The sequence below is a fragment of the Corynebacterium timonense genome (genome assembly GCF_900105305.1).
Taxonomy (GTDB): Bacteria; Actinomycetota; Actinomycetes; order Mycobacteriales; family Mycobacteriaceae; genus Corynebacterium; species Corynebacterium timonense.
The window spans coordinates 521,712-537,261 of sequence record NZ_LT629765.1 but is presented as its reverse complement, the minus strand read 5'-3'; the positions used below and the strand labels follow the sequence as shown (position 1 = coordinate 537,261).

The 15,550-nt window shown below is 67.2% G+C and carries 15 protein-coding genes and 1 riboswitch; of the genes, 3 read left to right on the top strand and 12 right to left on the bottom strand.

Annotation, left to right across the window (positions count from 1 at the left end; all coding sequences use genetic code 11):
- The first annotated feature begins 20 nt into the window (after positions 1-20).
- Together BLT81_RS02665 and BLT81_RS02660 are read left to right on the top strand one after the other, a co-directional pair.
- Positions 21-1,130, top strand: coding sequence for a polyprenyl synthetase family protein (locus BLT81_RS02665; RefSeq protein WP_019193102.1), 1,110 nt, complete (start codon positions 21-23; stop codon positions 1,128-1,130).
- Positions 1,123-2,658 (top strand): alpha-(1->6)-mannopyranosyltransferase A, encoded by a 1,536-nt coding sequence (locus BLT81_RS02660; protein ID WP_019193103.1) that lies wholly within the window; start codon positions 1,123-1,125, stop codon positions 2,656-2,658. Before BLT81_RS02665 ends, BLT81_RS02660 begins: the two co-directional genes overlap by 8 nt.
- On the opposite strand, the gene BLT81_RS02655 is transcribed toward BLT81_RS02660, so the two are convergent.
- Complete coding sequence (locus tag BLT81_RS02655) at positions 2,561-2,950, bottom strand: Rv2175c family DNA-binding protein (RefSeq protein WP_019193104.1); 390 nt, start codon at positions 2,948-2,950, stop codon at positions 2,561-2,563. The two genes, BLT81_RS02660 and BLT81_RS02655, sit on opposite strands and share 98 nt — an antisense overlap.
- A 56-nt stretch (positions 2,951-3,006) precedes the next feature.
- Between BLT81_RS02655 and BLT81_RS02650 the strand changes: the two genes are divergently transcribed.
- A complete protein-coding gene (locus tag BLT81_RS02650; RefSeq protein ID WP_019193105.1) occupies positions 3,007-4,290 on the top strand; it encodes a protein kinase domain-containing protein in 1,284 nt (427 codons plus the stop codon).
- Positions 4,291-4,362: 72 nt separating this feature from the next.
- Here the strand turns inward: BLT81_RS02650 and BLT81_RS02645 are convergent, their stop codons facing one another.
- The 11 genes from BLT81_RS02645 to qcrC form a co-directional block, all read right to left on the bottom strand.
- Entirely contained in the window at positions 4,363-5,751 is a 1,389-nt protein-coding gene (locus BLT81_RS02645) for a class II 3-deoxy-7-phosphoheptulonate synthase (protein WP_019193106.1), read from the bottom strand.
- 72 nt (positions 5,752-5,823) lie between these two features.
- On the bottom strand, positions 5,824-6,342 hold the full coding sequence (locus BLT81_RS02640) for a polyadenylate-specific 3'-exoribonuclease AS (protein ID WP_019193107.1): 519 nt from the start codon (positions 6,340-6,342) through the stop codon (positions 5,824-5,826).
- Position 6,343: 1 nt separating this feature from the next.
- Positions 6,344-6,541: a hypothetical protein gene (locus tag BLT81_RS02635; protein ID WP_019193108.1), complete on the bottom strand. Its 198-nt coding sequence runs from the start codon at positions 6,539-6,541 to the stop codon at positions 6,344-6,346.
- A gap of 15 nt (positions 6,542-6,556) precedes the next feature.
- Positions 6,557-7,294, bottom strand: a complete 738-nt coding sequence (locus BLT81_RS02630) for a lysophospholipid acyltransferase family protein (protein ID WP_019193109.1) — start codon at positions 7,292-7,294, stop codon at positions 6,557-6,559.
- Positions 7,291-8,274 (bottom strand): ROK family protein, encoded by a 984-nt coding sequence (locus BLT81_RS02625; protein WP_019193110.1) that lies wholly within the window; start codon positions 8,272-8,274, stop codon positions 7,291-7,293. Before BLT81_RS02625 ends, BLT81_RS02630 begins: the two co-directional genes overlap by 4 nt.
- Positions 8,275-8,285: 11 nt before the next feature.
- A complete protein-coding gene (locus tag BLT81_RS02620; RefSeq protein ID WP_019193111.1) occupies positions 8,286-9,437 on the bottom strand; it encodes a glycosyltransferase family 4 protein in 1,152 nt (383 codons plus the stop codon).
- Positions 9,437-10,468 carry a C40 family peptidase gene (locus tag BLT81_RS02615; protein ID WP_019193112.1) on the bottom strand — a complete coding sequence of 344 codons (1,032 nt, stop codon included), beginning with the start codon at positions 10,466-10,468 and terminating at the stop codon, positions 9,437-9,439. The genes BLT81_RS02620 and BLT81_RS02615 overlap by 1 nt, the downstream gene beginning before the upstream one ends.
- 218 nt (positions 10,469-10,686) lie before the next feature.
- The gene (locus BLT81_RS02610; RefSeq protein WP_019193113.1) at positions 10,687-11,304 is read right to left on the bottom strand and encodes a C40 family peptidase; all 618 of its coding nucleotides are present in this window, start codon (positions 11,302-11,304) and stop codon (positions 10,687-10,689) included.
- A 9-nt stretch (positions 11,305-11,313) separates the two neighbouring features.
- A riboswitch (cyclic di-AMP (ydaO/yuaA leader) is annotated at positions 11,314-11,490 on the bottom strand.
- A 344-nt stretch (positions 11,491-11,834) separates the two neighbouring features.
- Positions 11,835-13,451 carry a cytochrome bc1 complex cytochrome b subunit gene (gene qcrB, locus BLT81_RS02605; RefSeq protein ID WP_019193114.1) on the bottom strand — a complete coding sequence of 539 codons (1,617 nt, stop codon included), beginning with the start codon at positions 13,449-13,451 and terminating at the stop codon, positions 11,835-11,837.
- Entirely contained in the window at positions 13,451-14,674 is a 1,224-nt protein-coding gene (gene qcrA, locus BLT81_RS02600) for a cytochrome bc1 complex Rieske iron-sulfur subunit (protein ID WP_019193115.1), read from the bottom strand. The genes qcrB and qcrA overlap by 1 nt, the downstream gene beginning before the upstream one ends.
- Entirely contained in the window at positions 14,671-15,519 is an 849-nt protein-coding gene (gene qcrC / locus BLT81_RS02595) for a cytochrome bc1 complex diheme cytochrome c subunit (RefSeq protein WP_019193116.1), read from the bottom strand. Before qcrC ends, qcrA begins: the two co-directional genes overlap by 4 nt.
- Positions 15,520-15,550: the final 31 nt, after the last annotated feature.

The following is a 15,550-nucleotide window of genomic DNA, read 5'->3' as shown; positions in this document are numbered from 1 at the left end:
GACTCATGTAAGGAGCCACGGTGAGCACTTCCTCCACCCCGTCCGATTCCGGCCTGCCTCTCGCGGATGTCCCGGGGGCGGTCGAGCAGGAGCTGCGCGCTTTCTTCGAACGCCGCCTCGTGGAGGCGGACGAGATCGGTGAGCCGGTAGTGAAGGCGGCGCTGCACCTGAGCGATTTCGTGCTCGGAGGCGGCAAGCGCATCCGCCCGCTGTACGGTTGGGCCGGCTTCGTCGGCGGCGGCGGGCATGAGCGCAGCGGGGAGGACCCGCGCCACGTTGTGCGCGCAGTGAGTGCGCTGGAGCTCATCCAGGCGTGCGCACTCATCCACGACGACATCATCGACGCGTCCGACACCCGTCGGGGCCGACCCACCGTCCACCGGGCGGTCGAGGCCGAGCACCGCACACGCAACATGACAGGCGACTCCGCGGAGTTCGGCCGCAACGTCGCCATCCTCGCGGGCGACTTGGCTCTCGTCTGGGCCGACGACATGTGGCGCGACTCCGGCGTCAGCGCAGACGCACTCGCCCGCGCGCAGGACCCGTGGCGGGGCATGCGCACCGAGGTCCTCGGCGGCCAGCTGCTCGACATCTCCCTCGAAGCCACAGGCGACGAGTCCATCGAGCTCGCGAACAGGGTCAACCGGTTCAAAACGGCCGCCTACACGATCGAACGCCCGCTCCACCTCGGCGCGGCGATCGCAGCGGCGCCCGCCTCCACCGTCGCAGCATTCCGCGGCTACGGCCGCGACATCGGTATCGCCTTCCAGCTTCGCGACGACCTCCTCGGCGTCTTTGGCGACTCCGCCGTCACCGGCAAGCCCGCCGGCGACGACCTGCGCGAGGGCAAGCGCACGGTCCTTCTCTCCCTCGCCCTCGAAGCGCTGGACCGCTCTGACCCCGCCTCCGCCGCCGAGCTGCGCGCTGGCGTGGGCTGCGCCACGGACCCCGAGGAGCTCGACCGCCTGGCCGTCATTATTCGCAGGAGTGGCGCGGTGGAGGGCGTCGAGAAGCGCATTGCGGAGCTCACATCCTCGGGCCTGGCCCACCTCGAGCAGGCGGGGCTCGACGGCCCTGTGGCCGAGACTCTGCGCGAGCTGGCGATCAAGTCCACCTCCCGTCGTGCGTAGAACGCTTCTGCTTGGCACCGCCGCCGCGGCGCTCATCGCGCTCGGCTCCTACGGGGCGGGCGCGACGCGCAACCACGGCGGGGTGATGCGCGAGCTCGGCCTCGGGCACCTGACGTTCGGGCACGGCCGCGCTCTCTTCGACATCGCGCTCACGGGCGGGATCATTCTACTCATCGCCGCGTGGGTTGTCCTCGGCCGCGAACTCACGCACGGCCGCGCACACATGGGTGTGGTGCGCCGCGCCGTCCTTGCATGGTCGGCGCCCCTTGTGTTCTGCGCACCCATCCTCTCCCGGGACGTCTACTCCTACCTCATGCAGGGCGCCATGCTTCGCGACGGCTTCGACCCGTACACCGAAGGCGCCGCCGTCAACCCCGGCCCCCTCCTGCTCGAGGTTTCCCACGATTGGCGCAACACCACCACGCCCTACGGGCCGCTGCACCTGGGTATTGGCACGCTCATCACGACAGTGGTTGGCGACAATGTCAGCGCCGGCCTCGTCGCCTACAAGCTGGTAAGCGTCGCGGGGTTCGCCCTGATTGCGTACTCGGTGCCGCGTATCGCGTCACGGATCGGCGGCAACCCCGCCCTCGCCGTGTGGCTGGGCGTGGCCAACCCCCTCATGCTGCTGCACATGCTCGGCGGCATGCACAACGAAGCCGTCATGGTCGGCCTAGTCTGCCTGGGCCTCTCCCTCTGCCTCGGAGCCCGCTACTTCACCCCCGGCATCGCGCTCATCGCTCTCGCTGTCTCGCTCAAGGCGACGGCCGCGATCGCGCTGCCCTTCGTCGTGTGGATGATGTACCACCGCTATCGTAAGCCGGACCACGGGTCGTGGGCGAAAATGGGGATCTTCGTCGCCGTCGGGGCGTGGTCGGTCGTGCTCTCGGGCTTCGTGGTGAACCTTGTCACCGTGCTCACGGGGGCGTCGTGGGGGTGGCTGGCGGAAATTTCCGGCAATTCCAAGGTGGTCAACCCCCTCGCCGGCCCGACCCTGGTGGCCGACCTCGTCACGCCCTTCCTCCGGCTTTTCGACGACAACATCGCCTACAACACCGTTCTTGCCCACACACGCAGCGTCGCAACGGTGCTGATGCTGATCGGTCTCGTCGCCACCTGGGTGGTCTTCCGGCCTCGCGGCGCGGGAACGAATCGCCGCGCCATCATGGGGACGACCGCCGCCTACGCGGTCGCCTTTGTCACCAACTCGGTGACCCTGCCCTGGTACTACGCCTCCGTGCTGGCCACGGCCGGGACATGCCACCCCCCAGTTGTGGTGAAAAAGGTCCTGGTTGCCGGCTCCGTGTTCGTGGGGCTGGCGTTTACCGGCGACGGCAACCACCGCCTGTACGAGGCGTGGTTCCTTCTCCTCGCGGCGGTGGCCAGCTGGCTGGCAGCCGAGTGGATCTACCCGGCCCGGCGCGGCGGCGTTAGAAGGCCATCGCCTGGGCCCGGCGAATCACCTCGCGGGCCCCGTGCCCGTGGAGAGCGTCAATCGGGCGGCCCGGAAGTGACTCGTCCTCGGTAAAGAGGTAGGCAAGGATCTCCTCGTCGTCGTAGCCGCCGTCGTGAAGCACCGTGATGGCGCCCGAGACAAACTTCGACGTCTCGCCGCCCTCGCCAAGCAGGATCCGGGGGACGTACTTGACGCCGTCGCGGCGGTACATGAGCAGCTTGTGGGCTCCCACGAGGTCGTGGATGCGCGTGACCGGCACGCCGAGGTAGTCGGCGACCTCGGGAAGCGACAGTAGGGGTTCGTCGGCAAGCAAAGCGTCGAGGCCGGGGCCGACCGAGGACGCGGAAGAATCTGCGTAACTCACACTGCCATCGTACCCACGTTGGCAAGCGCGTCTGGGCCTCGACCATACTGGACCCCATGACCACGCTCAGAGTCGGAGACCTCCTGGATGACCGCTACGCCATCGACAGGCCGATCGCCCGCGGTGGAATGTCCACCGTCTACCGCTGCGTGGACACCCGCCTCAACCGCGATGTCGCGGCCAAGGTCATGGACGAACGCTACGTCGGCGACCGCGTCTTTCGCGACCGCTTCCGCCGCGAGGCCGAGGCTATGGCGCAGCTGACCCACCCCAACCTCGTCACCGTCTACGACTACTCCTCGGGAGACGACGCGGGCCAGGTCTTTCTCATCATGGAGCTCATCACCGGCGGCACGCTGCGCGAGCTCCTCGCCGAGCGCGGCCCCATGCCGCCCCACGCCGCGGCCGCTGTGATGCGCGAGATGCTGACCGGGCTCGCCGCCGCCCACATCAAGGGGATGGTGCACCGCGACATCAAGCCGGACAACATCCTCATCAACAACGACCACGCCGTGAAGCTCGCGGACTTCGGCCTCGTCCGCGCCGCCGCGGACTCCACCCACTCCACCGACCAGATCGTCGGCACGGTCTCCTACTTGTCGCCCGAGCAGGTCGACGGAAGCCCGATCACGCAGGCCTCCGACGTGTACTCGGCGGGGGTCGTCCTGTTCGAGCTGCTCACCGGCACCACTCCCTTCTCGGGCGACACCCCGCTAGCGCACGCCTACGCGCGGCTTCACAGCGACGTTCCCGCACCCTCCACACGGATCCAGGGCGTCCCCATGCTTTTCGACGAGCTCGTGGCCACCGCCACCGCCCGCAACCCGCGCGAGCGCTTCCTCGACGCCGGCGAATTCCTCGCCGCCCTCGACGACGTCGCCACCGAGCTGAACCTCCCGCGCTACCTCGTGCCTGCCCCCACGAACTCCGCGGCGAACCGCGCGGCGGCGCACCCGACGTCACTGACCGCGCTCAACCGGGACCCTGCCACCCGCACCTACGAGCAGCGCCTCTTCCCCGCCCAGACGCCGGCCGCGCCGGATACCTCCCCCGCCTCTCCCGCGGCCGCCTCCACGCGCGTCACCCCGGCTGTCCCCGACTCCCCCGCCGTGCAAACGCCCCCGGCCCAGGCTGGCCCGTCGGGTGCGCGCGCGCCGCAGGTCCCGTCGGCGCCAGAAACCCCGCGGCCGCCGAAACCCGTGAGCAACCGCTCCGGGTTCGTCCTCGCTGCCTTCTTGTTCGTCTCGGCCGCCGCCATCGGCGCCGTCCTCGTCGGCGCCTGGTGGTTCGGGTCCGGGCTGTACGGCTACGTTCCGCAGCTTATCGCCGGGCTCTCGTAAGAAGAGCTCCCGGCCAGAACAGCAACGAAGGGAGCGCCACACGGCGCTCCCTTCTTGGGTTAAGTGTGCGGGCTAGTAGCGCAGCATCTCAGCGACGAGGAACGCCAGCTCGAGCGCCTGTTCGGTGTTCAGGCGCGGGTCGCAGGCAGACTCGTAGCGGCCCGGCAGATCGACGTCGGTGATGTCCTGGGCACCGCCGAGGCACTCGGTGACGTTCTCGCCGGTCAGCTCGATGTGGATACCCCCCGGGTGGGTGCCCAGGCGACGGTGCACCTCGAAGAAGCCCTGGACCTCGTCGATGATCTTGTCAAAGTGCCGGGTCTTGTACCCGTTCGACGCCGTGAAGGTGTTGCCGTGCATCGGGTCGGACTGCCACACGACCTTGTGCCCAGACGCCTCGACGGCGCTAATCAGCGGCGGCAGGGCGGTGCGCACGTTGTCGTGGCCCATCCGGATCACCATGGTGAGACGGCCCGGTTCGAAGTTCGGGTCGAGCTTGTCCGCGTACGCGACAGCCTCCTCCGGCGTCGCCGACGGGCCGAGCTTGATCCCGACCGGGTTGTTGATCAGCGCGGCGAAGTTGACGTGGAAATCCTCGAGGCCGCGGGTACGCTCTCCGATCCAGAGCTGGTGGGCCGAGAGGTCATAAAGCTTCGTCTCGCCCTTGCCGTCCTCCGCGAGGCGCAGCATGGCGCGCTCGTAGTCGACAAGCAGAGCCTCGTGAGTGGCGTAGATCTCCGCGGTGCGCAGCTGGCCGTCGTTGACGCCGCAGGCACTCATGAACGCCAGCGAACGCGAAATCTCCTTGGCCAGCGCCTCGTAGCGGGCCCCCGCCGGCGATGTGGCAACGAACTGGCGGTTCCAATCGTGGATGTTGTGCAGGTCAGCAGTGCCCGAGGCCGCGAGCGCACGCACGAGGTTCATTGCCGCAGAGGAGTTCGCGTAGGCGCGGACCATCCGGGCCGGGTCGTGGCGTCGCGCCTCCGGCGTCGGCTCGACGCCGTTGACGATGTCGCCGCGGTAGTTGGGCAGCCCGTTTGCGTCTAGGTCCGAGGAACGCGGCTTGGCGTACTGGCCGGCGATTCGCCCCGCCTTGATGACGGGAACGGACGCGCCGTAGGTGAGCACGGCCGCCATCTGCAGCAGGGTGCGCACATTAGCGCGGATGTGCGGCTCCGTGTTGGACTCGAAGGTCTCGGCGCAGTCCCCGCCCTGCAGCAGGAAAGCCTTGCCGAGCGCGACGTCGGCGAGCTGCTCCTTCATCGCCTCCACCTCGGGGGCGAGGACGACGGGGGGAACAGACTCGAGAATCTTGCGGACAGCACCCGCTTCGTGTTCGTCCCACGTGGGTTGCTGCTTGGCGTCGCGGGAGATCACATCCTGAAACTTCTCGTTCAGGTCTCCGGGCAGCGGGGGGAGGTCGGGCAGAACGCTCTTCGGGATATCAATAGTCCAACTCACGCCTATATTCTTAGCACGCTCGGAACGCACCGGATACCCGAGGGGCCAGCAAACTTCCGGAATACGGAACCGCTATCTCAATCTGTGGGCTACTTTCCCGCGGCGGTCCAGCGGCATGACGCGGAAGCACGCGTCGAACTTGGCGCGGTTGTGTCGGGCGTCGACAAGCGCATCGTGCCTCCCCTCCGGGACAGCGGGCAGCGCCGGGCAACCCGCCATCTCCCAGTACTGCTTTAACTCGCGCGTAAACCGCGGAAGCTGCCGCGGCAGGCCCGTCATGTCGCCCCACAGCTGGGCCAACACAATATGGTCGTAGGCCCCCACCCACGCCCACAGCTCCGGCGCGGAATCAGACGCCGTGAGGAACTCCAAGACGTCGTCCCGGATCGCGCGCGGCGACTTCCACGCGCCGCTCTGCGGGTTCGGCAGCTTATCCAAGACGTTCTTGCGCACCCACTGGTTCGCGAGGCGCGCGTCGAAGTCCGTCGACACCGCGTAATACTCGCGCCCGTCTTCGGCGACGATGCCGATCGAGACTAGGTCGATGGTGCGCCCGTCCTCGATGAACTCGGTGTCGTAGAAATAACGCACGTTAGCGGCTCCGAGCCGACTCGTCGGGCGCCTCTGCGATCTCCTCGTCGTCATGGCGGGGCCAGAACATGATGGCCGCAATACCGATCACCGTCAGGGGCCCTACCACCGTGACGTAGAAGCCGGTCTGGGATGCGACGAGGAACAGCACGATAAGGGCTGCGGCCAGAGCGATGCGCGTGACGAGATCCCGATCCATACGTCCGATCCTAGATCAGTGCTGCTTCGGCTCCGCACCCGCGGGGTAGCCGTGCCCCGCCTCGAGAGACCTCTTCACATCCGCCGCGTACATGTCCACGTACTCGTAGCCGGACAGCTCCGCCAGTTGGCGCATGACGTAGTCGGTGAACGGCCGCATCACGTCTCGGGAGCCGGGGTCGAAGCCGTTCTCGCGCGCCCACTCGTGCGGGTCAATAGCATCGCCGATGGCCATGCGCACCTTGCGCGGGCGCGGGATCAGGGTGCCGATCGGGTTCGCGTTGCGCGTGCCAATCATCGCGGCCGGCAGCACGGGCACCCCCGTTTCCATGGCGATGCGCGCCATCCCCGTCTTGCCTTTATAAATGCGGCCATCGGGTGAGCGCGTCCCCTCGGGATAGATGCCGAAGAGCTTGCCCTCGTCAAGCACGCCCTTCGCGGCGCTCACGAGGGTCTCGCCCGCACCGGAATCGGAGCGGTCGATGGGGATCTGACCCACCGAAGAAAAGAAGAAGCGCTGGATGCGTCCGCCCAGCCCGGGCGAGGTGAAATACTCCTTCTTAGCGGGGAACGTCAGTTGCCTCCACACCATGAGGGGCAAGTAGAAGGAGTCCATGACCGCCTGGTGGTTGGACACCACAATCGCCGGCCCGGAACGAGGGATATTCTCGCTGCCCGTGATCGTGGGGCGGTTCCACAGGAGCAGCGGCGGGCCAAGTGTCGCCTTGAAAAACACGTACCACTTGTTGGTCATCCCTGCAGTCCCCTTTCCCGGGCCAAATCAGCGACCCCGATCATACCCGCGTCGGCGCCGAGGTCCGCGCATATGACACGGGCCGCCGGGCGGTACCCCGCCCCGACTATTCCGTGTTCGAACTCCTCGCGCGCCGCATCCAAAAAGAGGTCCGCGTCCCGGCTGACGCCACCGCCCAGAACGATGAGCTCCGGGTCGAGCACGTCGGCCACGAGAGACAGCCCCTGCCCCAGCCAGCGCGCGAAATCAGCGACAGCGGCCAGGCCGAGGGGATCGCCGGCGCGCGCCGACCTCATCACGTCACGCCCGTCCGCTCGCTTGTCCACGACCCTGCGGTACAGCGCGCTCCTTTTGAACCCTCCGCGCCCCGCCACCTCGAGCGCCGTGTCCACGAGGGCCGTGCCCGAGGCGTAGCGCTCCAAGCAGCCCTGCTTGCCGCACGAGCACACGCGCCCGCCGGGCACGACCGTCACATGCCCGAACTCCGGGGCGGTGCCGAACGACCCGCGGTAGATCTCCCCGTCGTGCATGAGCGTCGCGCCGATCCCGGTGCCGACGGCGAAGAACACCCACGTCCGCGCCTGCTGAGCCGCCCCGAAGCGGTACTCGCCCCACGCCGCGGAATTCGCGTCGTGCTCCACGCGCACTGGAAGCCCCGTCGCGTCCTCCAACTCCGCGCGGACCGGGCGGTTGTCGCGCCACGGCAGGTGCGGGGCAAAGCGCACCACCTCGCATTCCGGGTCGAGGAAAGCAGCCACGGCCGCGCCGACCGCGCCGATCGCGTAATCCGCCTGCAGGTCCTCCACGATGCAAGCGATTGTTTTCACCAGCTCTGCCTCGGTGTGCGCCGTCCGGGCCTCGCGCCGCGCGACGATGCGGCCCGCCGCGTCAACGACTCCCGCTCGGACGTTCGTCCCACCGATGTCGAAGCCCACGGTCAACGGCGCGTCGCTGGCGGGCAGCTCGGGGTGTGCTGACATAAGGACCGAGTTTAGCCCTCGCCGTGGAGAGCCCGGACAAGACGGTCCCCAAGCTCCCGCCGCCCGAAGTGCTTCTCGACGAACCCAGGGCCCGCCTCCCCCATCTCCGCGCGCCGCGCGTCGTCCCCCAAGAGCGCGGCCACCTCCCGCACAAGCGCCTGGGTGTCACGCCCATCGACAACAACGCCGCTGTCCGGGCCCACAGCCTCCGGCGCGCCCCCAGACGTTCCGCCCACGACCGGCACGCCGCAGGCTTGCGCCTCGAGGTAGACGATCCCGAGCCCCTCGGTGTCCAGACCCCAGCCGCGGGTGCGCGCGGGCATGGCAAACACGTCAGCGGACGCGATGATGTCGCGCAGCTTTTCGCTTCCCACGGCGCCCGTAAACGTCAGCGCCGCCCGGTCGGCCGGGTTGAGCCGCTCCGCGAGGCGTCGCAGCCGGCGCTCGTACGGTCCCGATCCCACGATGACGAGCCGTGTGGCGTCGATACGCGTGCGAATGCCCGGCAGCGCCCTTATGAGCTGGTCCTGGCCCTTGCGCGCGACCAGGCGAGACGCGCACACGACGAGCGGGGCCTCCCCCACTCCGAGCTCAGCGCGCACGGCGGCGACTCGCTCGGCGGGCAGGGGGCGGAAGAAGCGGGTATCCACCGCCGAGGGCAGCGCAACAAACCGCGGGTGCGGGCCGATGGCACGGCCGAAGCGCGACAGCGTGTAGCGGGAAATGTACGTCACGACGTCGGAGGTGTTACCGATCCGGCGCAGCGCGCTCCTGGCGCCAGGCACCATCGACCAGCCAACCTCGTGGCCGTGCGTGGTGGCCACCACCCGCGACGCCCCCGCCTCGCGGGCCGCGGGGCCCAGCAGGGCCAGCGGCGCCGCGGCGCCGAACCAGACGGTGTTGATGCCGCGCTCACGGATGATGCGCTGCATCTGAGCGCGCACGCCAGGCGTGGGCACCATGACGGTGCCGGGCCAGCGGATGACCTCGTAGTCGCACGACGCGTCCCACGCGCGAGCCGCGTCCGCGTCCTGGGTCGAGGCGAACACGACGAGCTCGTCTGGCCCGGTCCTGTCGACGAGCTCGGCGACGTAATCCCTCACATACGACTGAATCCCGCCCACTGTGGGCGGGAAGTCGTTGGTGACCAGCAGGGTGGGCATCAGTAGCGCACGGCGCCCTGGACCGGCATCGAGTTCAGCGGCACAACCTGGACTGGGATGCCGTAGTCGGAGGCGTGGACAACCTGGCCGTTGCCGATGTACATGCCCACGTGCGTAACACCCGGGTAGTAGCCGACGATGTCACCCGGCTGCAGCTGCGACACCGGCACCGGAGTGCCCCCCGCGAGCTGCGCCTGAGAAGTCCGCGGAATGGACTTACCGTTCTGCCCGTAGGCCCACACCATCAGCCCCGAGCAGTCGAAGGCGCCGGGGCCAGCAGCACCCCAGCCGTAGGGCTTGCCCAGCTGCGCCAGGGCGGCGCCAACAACGCCCTCGCCGGCCCCGGGCAGCAGCACGGGGTTGGCAATCGGGTTGTACTTGTTCTCCCAGCGCGCGCGCTGATCAGCGCTCAGGGAATTGATCTTCTCCTCGACCTCGCGCACCTTTTCATCGAGCTCTCCACGCTCGCGCTCGAGCTTCGCCCGCTTCGAGTCCAGCTGGTTGCGCTGGAACTCCGCTTCCGCAACGGCAATGTTCGCTGCGTTTGCGCGCTCGGCGGCCTCCTCGTTCGCCGCGCGCAGCTCATCGAGGGCGCGATCGGTGTTGCGCGAGATGGCGCCGAGGTACGCCGCGCGGTCGATCAACGCCTGCGGGTTTTCCGCCCCCAGGCTCGTGATGACGGTATCCGCGGTGCTCGTCCGGTTTGCCGAGGCAGCAACAGTGTCGAAGGCCTCCCGCTGGGCCTCGCGGTCCGCAACGGCCTGAGCAGCCGCGTCGCGGGTGTGCTCGACCCGCTCCCGCATCTCGCCGAGGCGCCCTTCCGCAGCGGCGATCTCGTCCTCAATGGCCTTGAGCTCTTCGCTCTTACCCGTCGCCTCCTGCGAAAGAGTGTCCATCTCCTCGATCAGGGCGTCGACCTCGTCGGCGTGGGCCGGGACGGCCAGAGCGCCTGCGACGGTAGCGCTGAGTGCGAAGGCGGACACCGTCACGCGTGCCGCGCCGCGGTGGGGTCGGAGGGAATGCTTGCCCACTAGATCCTCTTTCCACTGTGCTCGTTGAGCGTTATCAGCCCGCCGTGTCGAGCAGCTCTACGGGTCGGGCGGGTGATGCGGCCACATCTTTACAAAACCGTTACCTAAATATAGTCCATTCTCGGCGTGGGTCAAGTGGCCCGAATGACCGCTGCCCAGCAGCGAAAACACACAAACCCGCCGCACGGAAAACGAGCGGCGGGCAGCGGGGTTCGACCCTAGAAACGGAAGGCCGAGTGCACCGGCATCATGTGCAGCGGGCGCTCGCCCACCGGGGTGCCGCTGTTGAGCGCGTCGATGATCTTGCCGTTGCCGGCGTAGATGGCCACGTGGGACGCGCCGCCGTAGTAAGCAACGATGTCGCCCGGCTGCAGCTGGTCCAGGGGCACCGGAGTGCCGCCGTTGGCCTGCGCCTGCGAGGTGCGCGGGATGGACTTGCCGGCCTGCGCGTACACCCACGAGGTGAAGCCCGAGCAGTCGAAGGCGTCGGGGCCAGATGCGCCGTAGACATACGGGGAGCCGATCTTCGTACGGGCGATCTCAACAATGCGCTCACCCGTGGTCTTGACGGCGGCCACCGGGGCAGCCGGCGCTGGCGCGGTGTAGTTGGTCGTCTCCTGCTGGGCAAGCGAGGGGATCCACTCGGTCACGCCGGGGATGTTTTCGATGCCGGGGACATTTTCAATGCCCTGGACGTCCACGGAGAGGTTTGTGTTGGGAACGCGGACCTCGGCGGCGTTCGCGGCCGGTGCCAGCAGGGCCGCACCCGCGGCGACGGCGGTCGCAGTCGCGAGGTTGCGGGTCACGGTAGTGGTGGGGCGGCGGTGTTTTGCCACGTGCTGTCTCCATATCATCTCAGTCGCCTACCGGGTTAGCTGTCGGGTTAGGCCTGAGAGACGGCCTTGGCGCACTCCGCGGCGCTACAGCGCCGTCCTTGTGCCCCATTCACCCCAGGGGATGGCCACATGGGCCGTGCGGTTCCCCGGTTCCCGCCGGGCGGCGGGATTCGGCTATATGTCCTTGTGCGAATCACGACCGACTATGTCGTCGCAATGTCTCGGTAAGATTACGAAACGGATACAGGACTTGTCCAACGCGACACCCGTTATCGCGCCGTTATTTTCCGCTCGATCCCGTCGGCGCACCACTGCCGCCGGGCTGCTACCCCACCACGCAGTCGCTTACCGACGCCACAAACACCGCTTTACCAGCATAAAAAGAGCACACGGGAAGGCAATCACAGGTCACACATAAAGCGCCACCCCTCGCCCAAACAAATGAATGTGATTCCACTCACATTACGAAAAGATCACGAAAAAGCCCCTCCTCCGGAGGGGAAGGGCCTCACTGCCGAGAGGGCTGAGCGCTACGTGGCATCGCGGTCAGAGGCGTTCTTGGACTCCTCGATGGCACGCATGGTCTCGATCTCCTCGTGGTGCCGGCGGTCCTCCGCGTCGCGGACCCGCTCGCTGATGCCCAGCTCTCGCGAGCTGAACGTACCCAGGGTCTCCGAGTCGCTGTACCCGAGCTCGTTGAGCTGCTTCGGCACTCGGGCGCCAGCGTACTCGAGCGGGATCGGGTGCCCGTGCTCGTCCACCGGGCCAAGCGGCTGGTGTACCTCCACAAAGGCGCCGTTCGGGAGCTTCTTGATCACTCCGGTCTCGATACCGTGCTCGAGCACCTCGCGGTCGGAGCGCTGGAGTCCGACACAAATGCGGTAGGTGATGAAGTACGCGAGCGGCGGCAGCACGATGAGGCCAATACGGCCAAACCACGTCATGGCGTTCAGCGAAATTTCGAAGAAGTGCGCCACGTGGTCATTGCCGCCAGAGATGGTCAGCAGCAGGAAGAAGACGATACCCATGACACCCAGGCCGGTGCGAGTAGGAACGTCGCGCGGGCGCTGCAGCAGGTTGTGGTGCGCTTTGTCGCCGGTCACCTTCTGCTCGATGAAGGGGTAAGCGAACAGGAGGATGACCATAATGCCACACATCAGAGCAACCCAGAAGGCACCCGGAATGGTGTAGTTACCCAGGTAGAGCTCCCACGCGGGCATGACACGCGCGGCACCGTCCGTCCACAGCATGTACACGTCAGGCTGGGAGCCGGCGGAGACCTGTGACGGGTTGTAGGGGCCAATCGTCCAGATGCTGTTGATCGTGGTCAGGCCAGCCATGCCGGCGAGGACCGCGAAAACGATGAACATGTAGGCAATCGCCTTGACGGCAAACACCGGAAGGATGCGGACACCGACGACGTTGTTCTCGGTCCGGCCCGGGCCCGGGAACTGCGTGTGCTTCTGGAACCACACGAGCAGAAGGTGGGCCGCGACAAGCGCAAGAATGATGCCCGGCAGCACCAGCACGTGAAGGATGTAGAAGCGGTCGAGCATGAGGTCCGACGGGAAGTCGCCGCCGAAGATCGCCCAGTGCAGCCACGTGCCGACGATCGGGAGACCGACGATGATGGCCGACATAATGCGCAGGCCCACACCGGAGAGGAGGTCATCCGGCAGCGAGTAGCCGAGGAAGCCCTCGGCCATGCCGAGGAGGATCAGCGTGACGCCAATGATCCAGTTGGCCTCGCGGGGGCGGCGGAAGGCACCGGTGAAGAAGATGCGCATCATGTGGGCGAACATCGCCATCATGAACATCAGCGCCGCCCAGTGGTGCATCTGGCGGACAAACAGGCCGCCGCGCACGCCGAAGGAAATATCCAGAGTGGTCGCGTACGCGCGCGACATCTCCACGCCGTTGAGCGGGAGGTAGTCACCGTCGTAGATGACCTTGGTGATGGACGGGTCGAAGAACAGGGCGAGGTAGATGCCCGTCAGCAGCAGCACGATGAAGCTGTACAGCGCCACTTCGCCGAGCATGAAGGACCAGTGGGTCGGAAAGACCTTGTTCAGCTGGGGCCGGAGGACCCCGGAGATCGTGTACCGCGAGTCAACGTTGTCCGCGGCTTGTGCAAGTTTAGTGCTCATTAGGACTTACGCTCCCAGAATGCCGGGCCGACGGGTTCAATGAAGTTTCCGTTGGCAACGAGGTAACCGTCTTCATCAATCGTCACAGGCAGCTGCGGCAGAGCGCGGGCGGCGGGGCCGAACACCGGCTTGCCGTAGTGCAGCGCGTCGAACTGCGACTGGTGGCACGGGCACAGGATGCGGTTGGTCTGGGCCTCGTAGAGCGAGGTGGGGCAACCGATGTGCGTGCAGATCTTGGAGTAGGCGTAGTAGTCGCCGTAGTGGAACGACTCCTGGCCCTCGCGCTCGATGACCTTCTGCGCGTCTTCGGAACGCAGGCGGATAAGCATCACGGAGTTGCGCGGGCCGTGGATGGAGTGCATGTGGTTTTCGTACACGTCGCGTTCCGGGTCGTAGTCCGCGCCGTCGTTGACATCGTCCGGGTAGAGCGGGAACACCGTCTCCATCGACGCCGCCGCTAGATCCTCGGGGCGCATGCGCACGAGGCGGGACACGCCGGCGGTGGTGTAGTGCGAGCCGCCGGTGCCCTCGTGAAGTTCGGCGATCGCGCCGGTGTCGCGGCCGAGGTAGATCTTCTGCCCCTGCTCCGCGAGGGTCCAGCCGTGAGTCCACAGCGTGCCGTCACCGGCGTAGCCGAGCTCGTGGCGCGGGCGCCACGGGTCCTTGATCAGGCCGCCGAGCGGGGCCGCAATCATCAGACCGCTCAGGATCGCCGAGGTTCCCAGCAGTCCCTTAAGCGCGGTGCGGCGCCCCAGCGTCGAGGTCTGCCAAGCGTCGTTCAGCAATGCCGTCGTCGTACGGCGGTCAAGCTCGCTGGAGCGCCCATCGTGGCGGCGCTGCACCGAGATCTCTTCCGGGATGAACTTCTTGACGTACTGGACGGTCGCGATACCGAGCGAGCCGAGGCCCAGCATCGCGGTCAGGCCGAGCAGCGGGGTGTAGAGGTTGTAGACCGCCAAGCCCTCGTCGCCGTGGAAACGCGGCTCCCAGGGCCAGAACAGGTACACCCCGAGGAAGGCGATCCCGGAGATGACGGAGACGGTCAACCAGGTGGCGATGCCACGGGCGGCCGAATTCTCGCGCGGGTCGCCCTCGACCGGGTATCGCTCTTTGCGGAACGCGACGGTGACGTCGTCGAGCTCCGTGCCAAGCGCCGCCAGCTCGGCGTTGTTCATCTTGTCCAACTCAGCGTCGGTGTAGTTCTTCTTCACTTCATTGCTCATGAGCGCGATCCAATCCAGATAGCAGCGGCGGCGACCAGGGTGATGCCGATCACCCACATGGCGATGCCTTCGGAGACCGGTCCGAGACCGCCGAGCGCGTAACCCGCCGGGCTCGGCGTCTCCTTGGACGACTTGATGAAGGCGATGATGTCCTTCTTCTCATCGGCGGTGAGCTGGCGGTCCGAGAACTTCGGCATGTTCTGCGGCCCAGTCAGCATGGCCTGGTAGATCTCCTGCTCGTTGGCGGGGTCCAAGGTGGGCGCGTACTTGCCGGACGACAGAGCGCCACCGCGGCCGGTGAAGTTGTGGCAGGACGCGCAGTTGAGCCGGAACAGCTCGCCGCCGCGGGCGACGTCGGCTTCTTGGATCTGCCCGTCGTAGTTCTTCCCGCGCAGAGACTCCATGGACAACGAGCCGTCGGAGTCGTACACGAGCTCGGGGCCGCCGCCGTTCGCAGCCACGTAGGCTGCCATGGCGAGCGCCTGCGCCTCGGTGTAGCGCGGGCGCTTGCGCTCGGCCTGGGCATCGTTGGACATCATCGGCATGCGACCGGAGTTGACCTGGAAGTAGACCGCGCCTTCGCCGGTACCGATCAGGGAGGGGCCGCGGTCCTTCACGCCCTGCAGGTTCGCGCCGTGGCAGGTGATGCACGCGCTGTCGTAGAGGTCTTTGCCCTCTTGGATCAGTGCCTGCTCGTCACGCTGTGCCGTGGCCACCTGAGCGTTGGGGGCAAGCGCCGTAGCCAAAAAGCCGGCGCCAGTGAGGCCGAACGTCAGCGCGGCGGCACCGGCGACGGTGCGCCGCATCTTGCGGCGGCTCCGCGTCTTCTTTGGGGTGTTTTCCATCTTTTTCCCTTTAGCGACTCGTGAGGAATAT

What these genes read in the sequence shown, in the direction of transcription:
- BLT81_RS02650 (WP_019193105.1), top strand. Translation starts at nt 3,007, where the DNA reads ATGACCACGCTCAGAGTCGGAGACCTCCTGGATGACCGCTACGCCATC.
- BLT81_RS02635 (WP_019193108.1), bottom strand. Translation starts at nt 6,541, where the DNA reads ATGGATCGGGATCTCGTCACGCGCATCGCTCTGGCCGCAGCCCTTATC.
- BLT81_RS02630 (WP_019193109.1), bottom strand. Translation starts at nt 7,294, where the DNA reads ATGACCAACAAGTGGTACGTGTTTTTCAAGGCGACACTTGGCCCGCCG.
- BLT81_RS02625 (WP_019193110.1), bottom strand. Translation starts at nt 8,274, where the DNA reads ATGTCAGCACACCCCGAGCTGCCCGCCAGCGACGCGCCGTTGACCGTG.
- BLT81_RS02620 (WP_019193111.1), bottom strand. Translation starts at nt 9,437, where the DNA reads ATGCCCACCCTGCTGGTCACCAACGACTTCCCGCCCACAGTGGGCGGG.
- qcrB (WP_019193114.1), bottom strand. Translation starts at nt 13,451, where the DNA reads ATGAGCACTAAACTTGCACAAGCCGCGGACAACGTTGACTCGCGGTAC.
- qcrA (WP_019193115.1), bottom strand. Translation starts at nt 14,674, where the DNA reads ATGAGCAATGAAGTGAAGAAGAACTACACCGACGCTGAGTTGGACAAG.
- qcrC (WP_019193116.1), bottom strand. Translation starts at nt 15,519, where the DNA reads ATGGAAAACACCCCAAAGAAGACGCGGAGCCGCCGCAAGATGCGGCGC.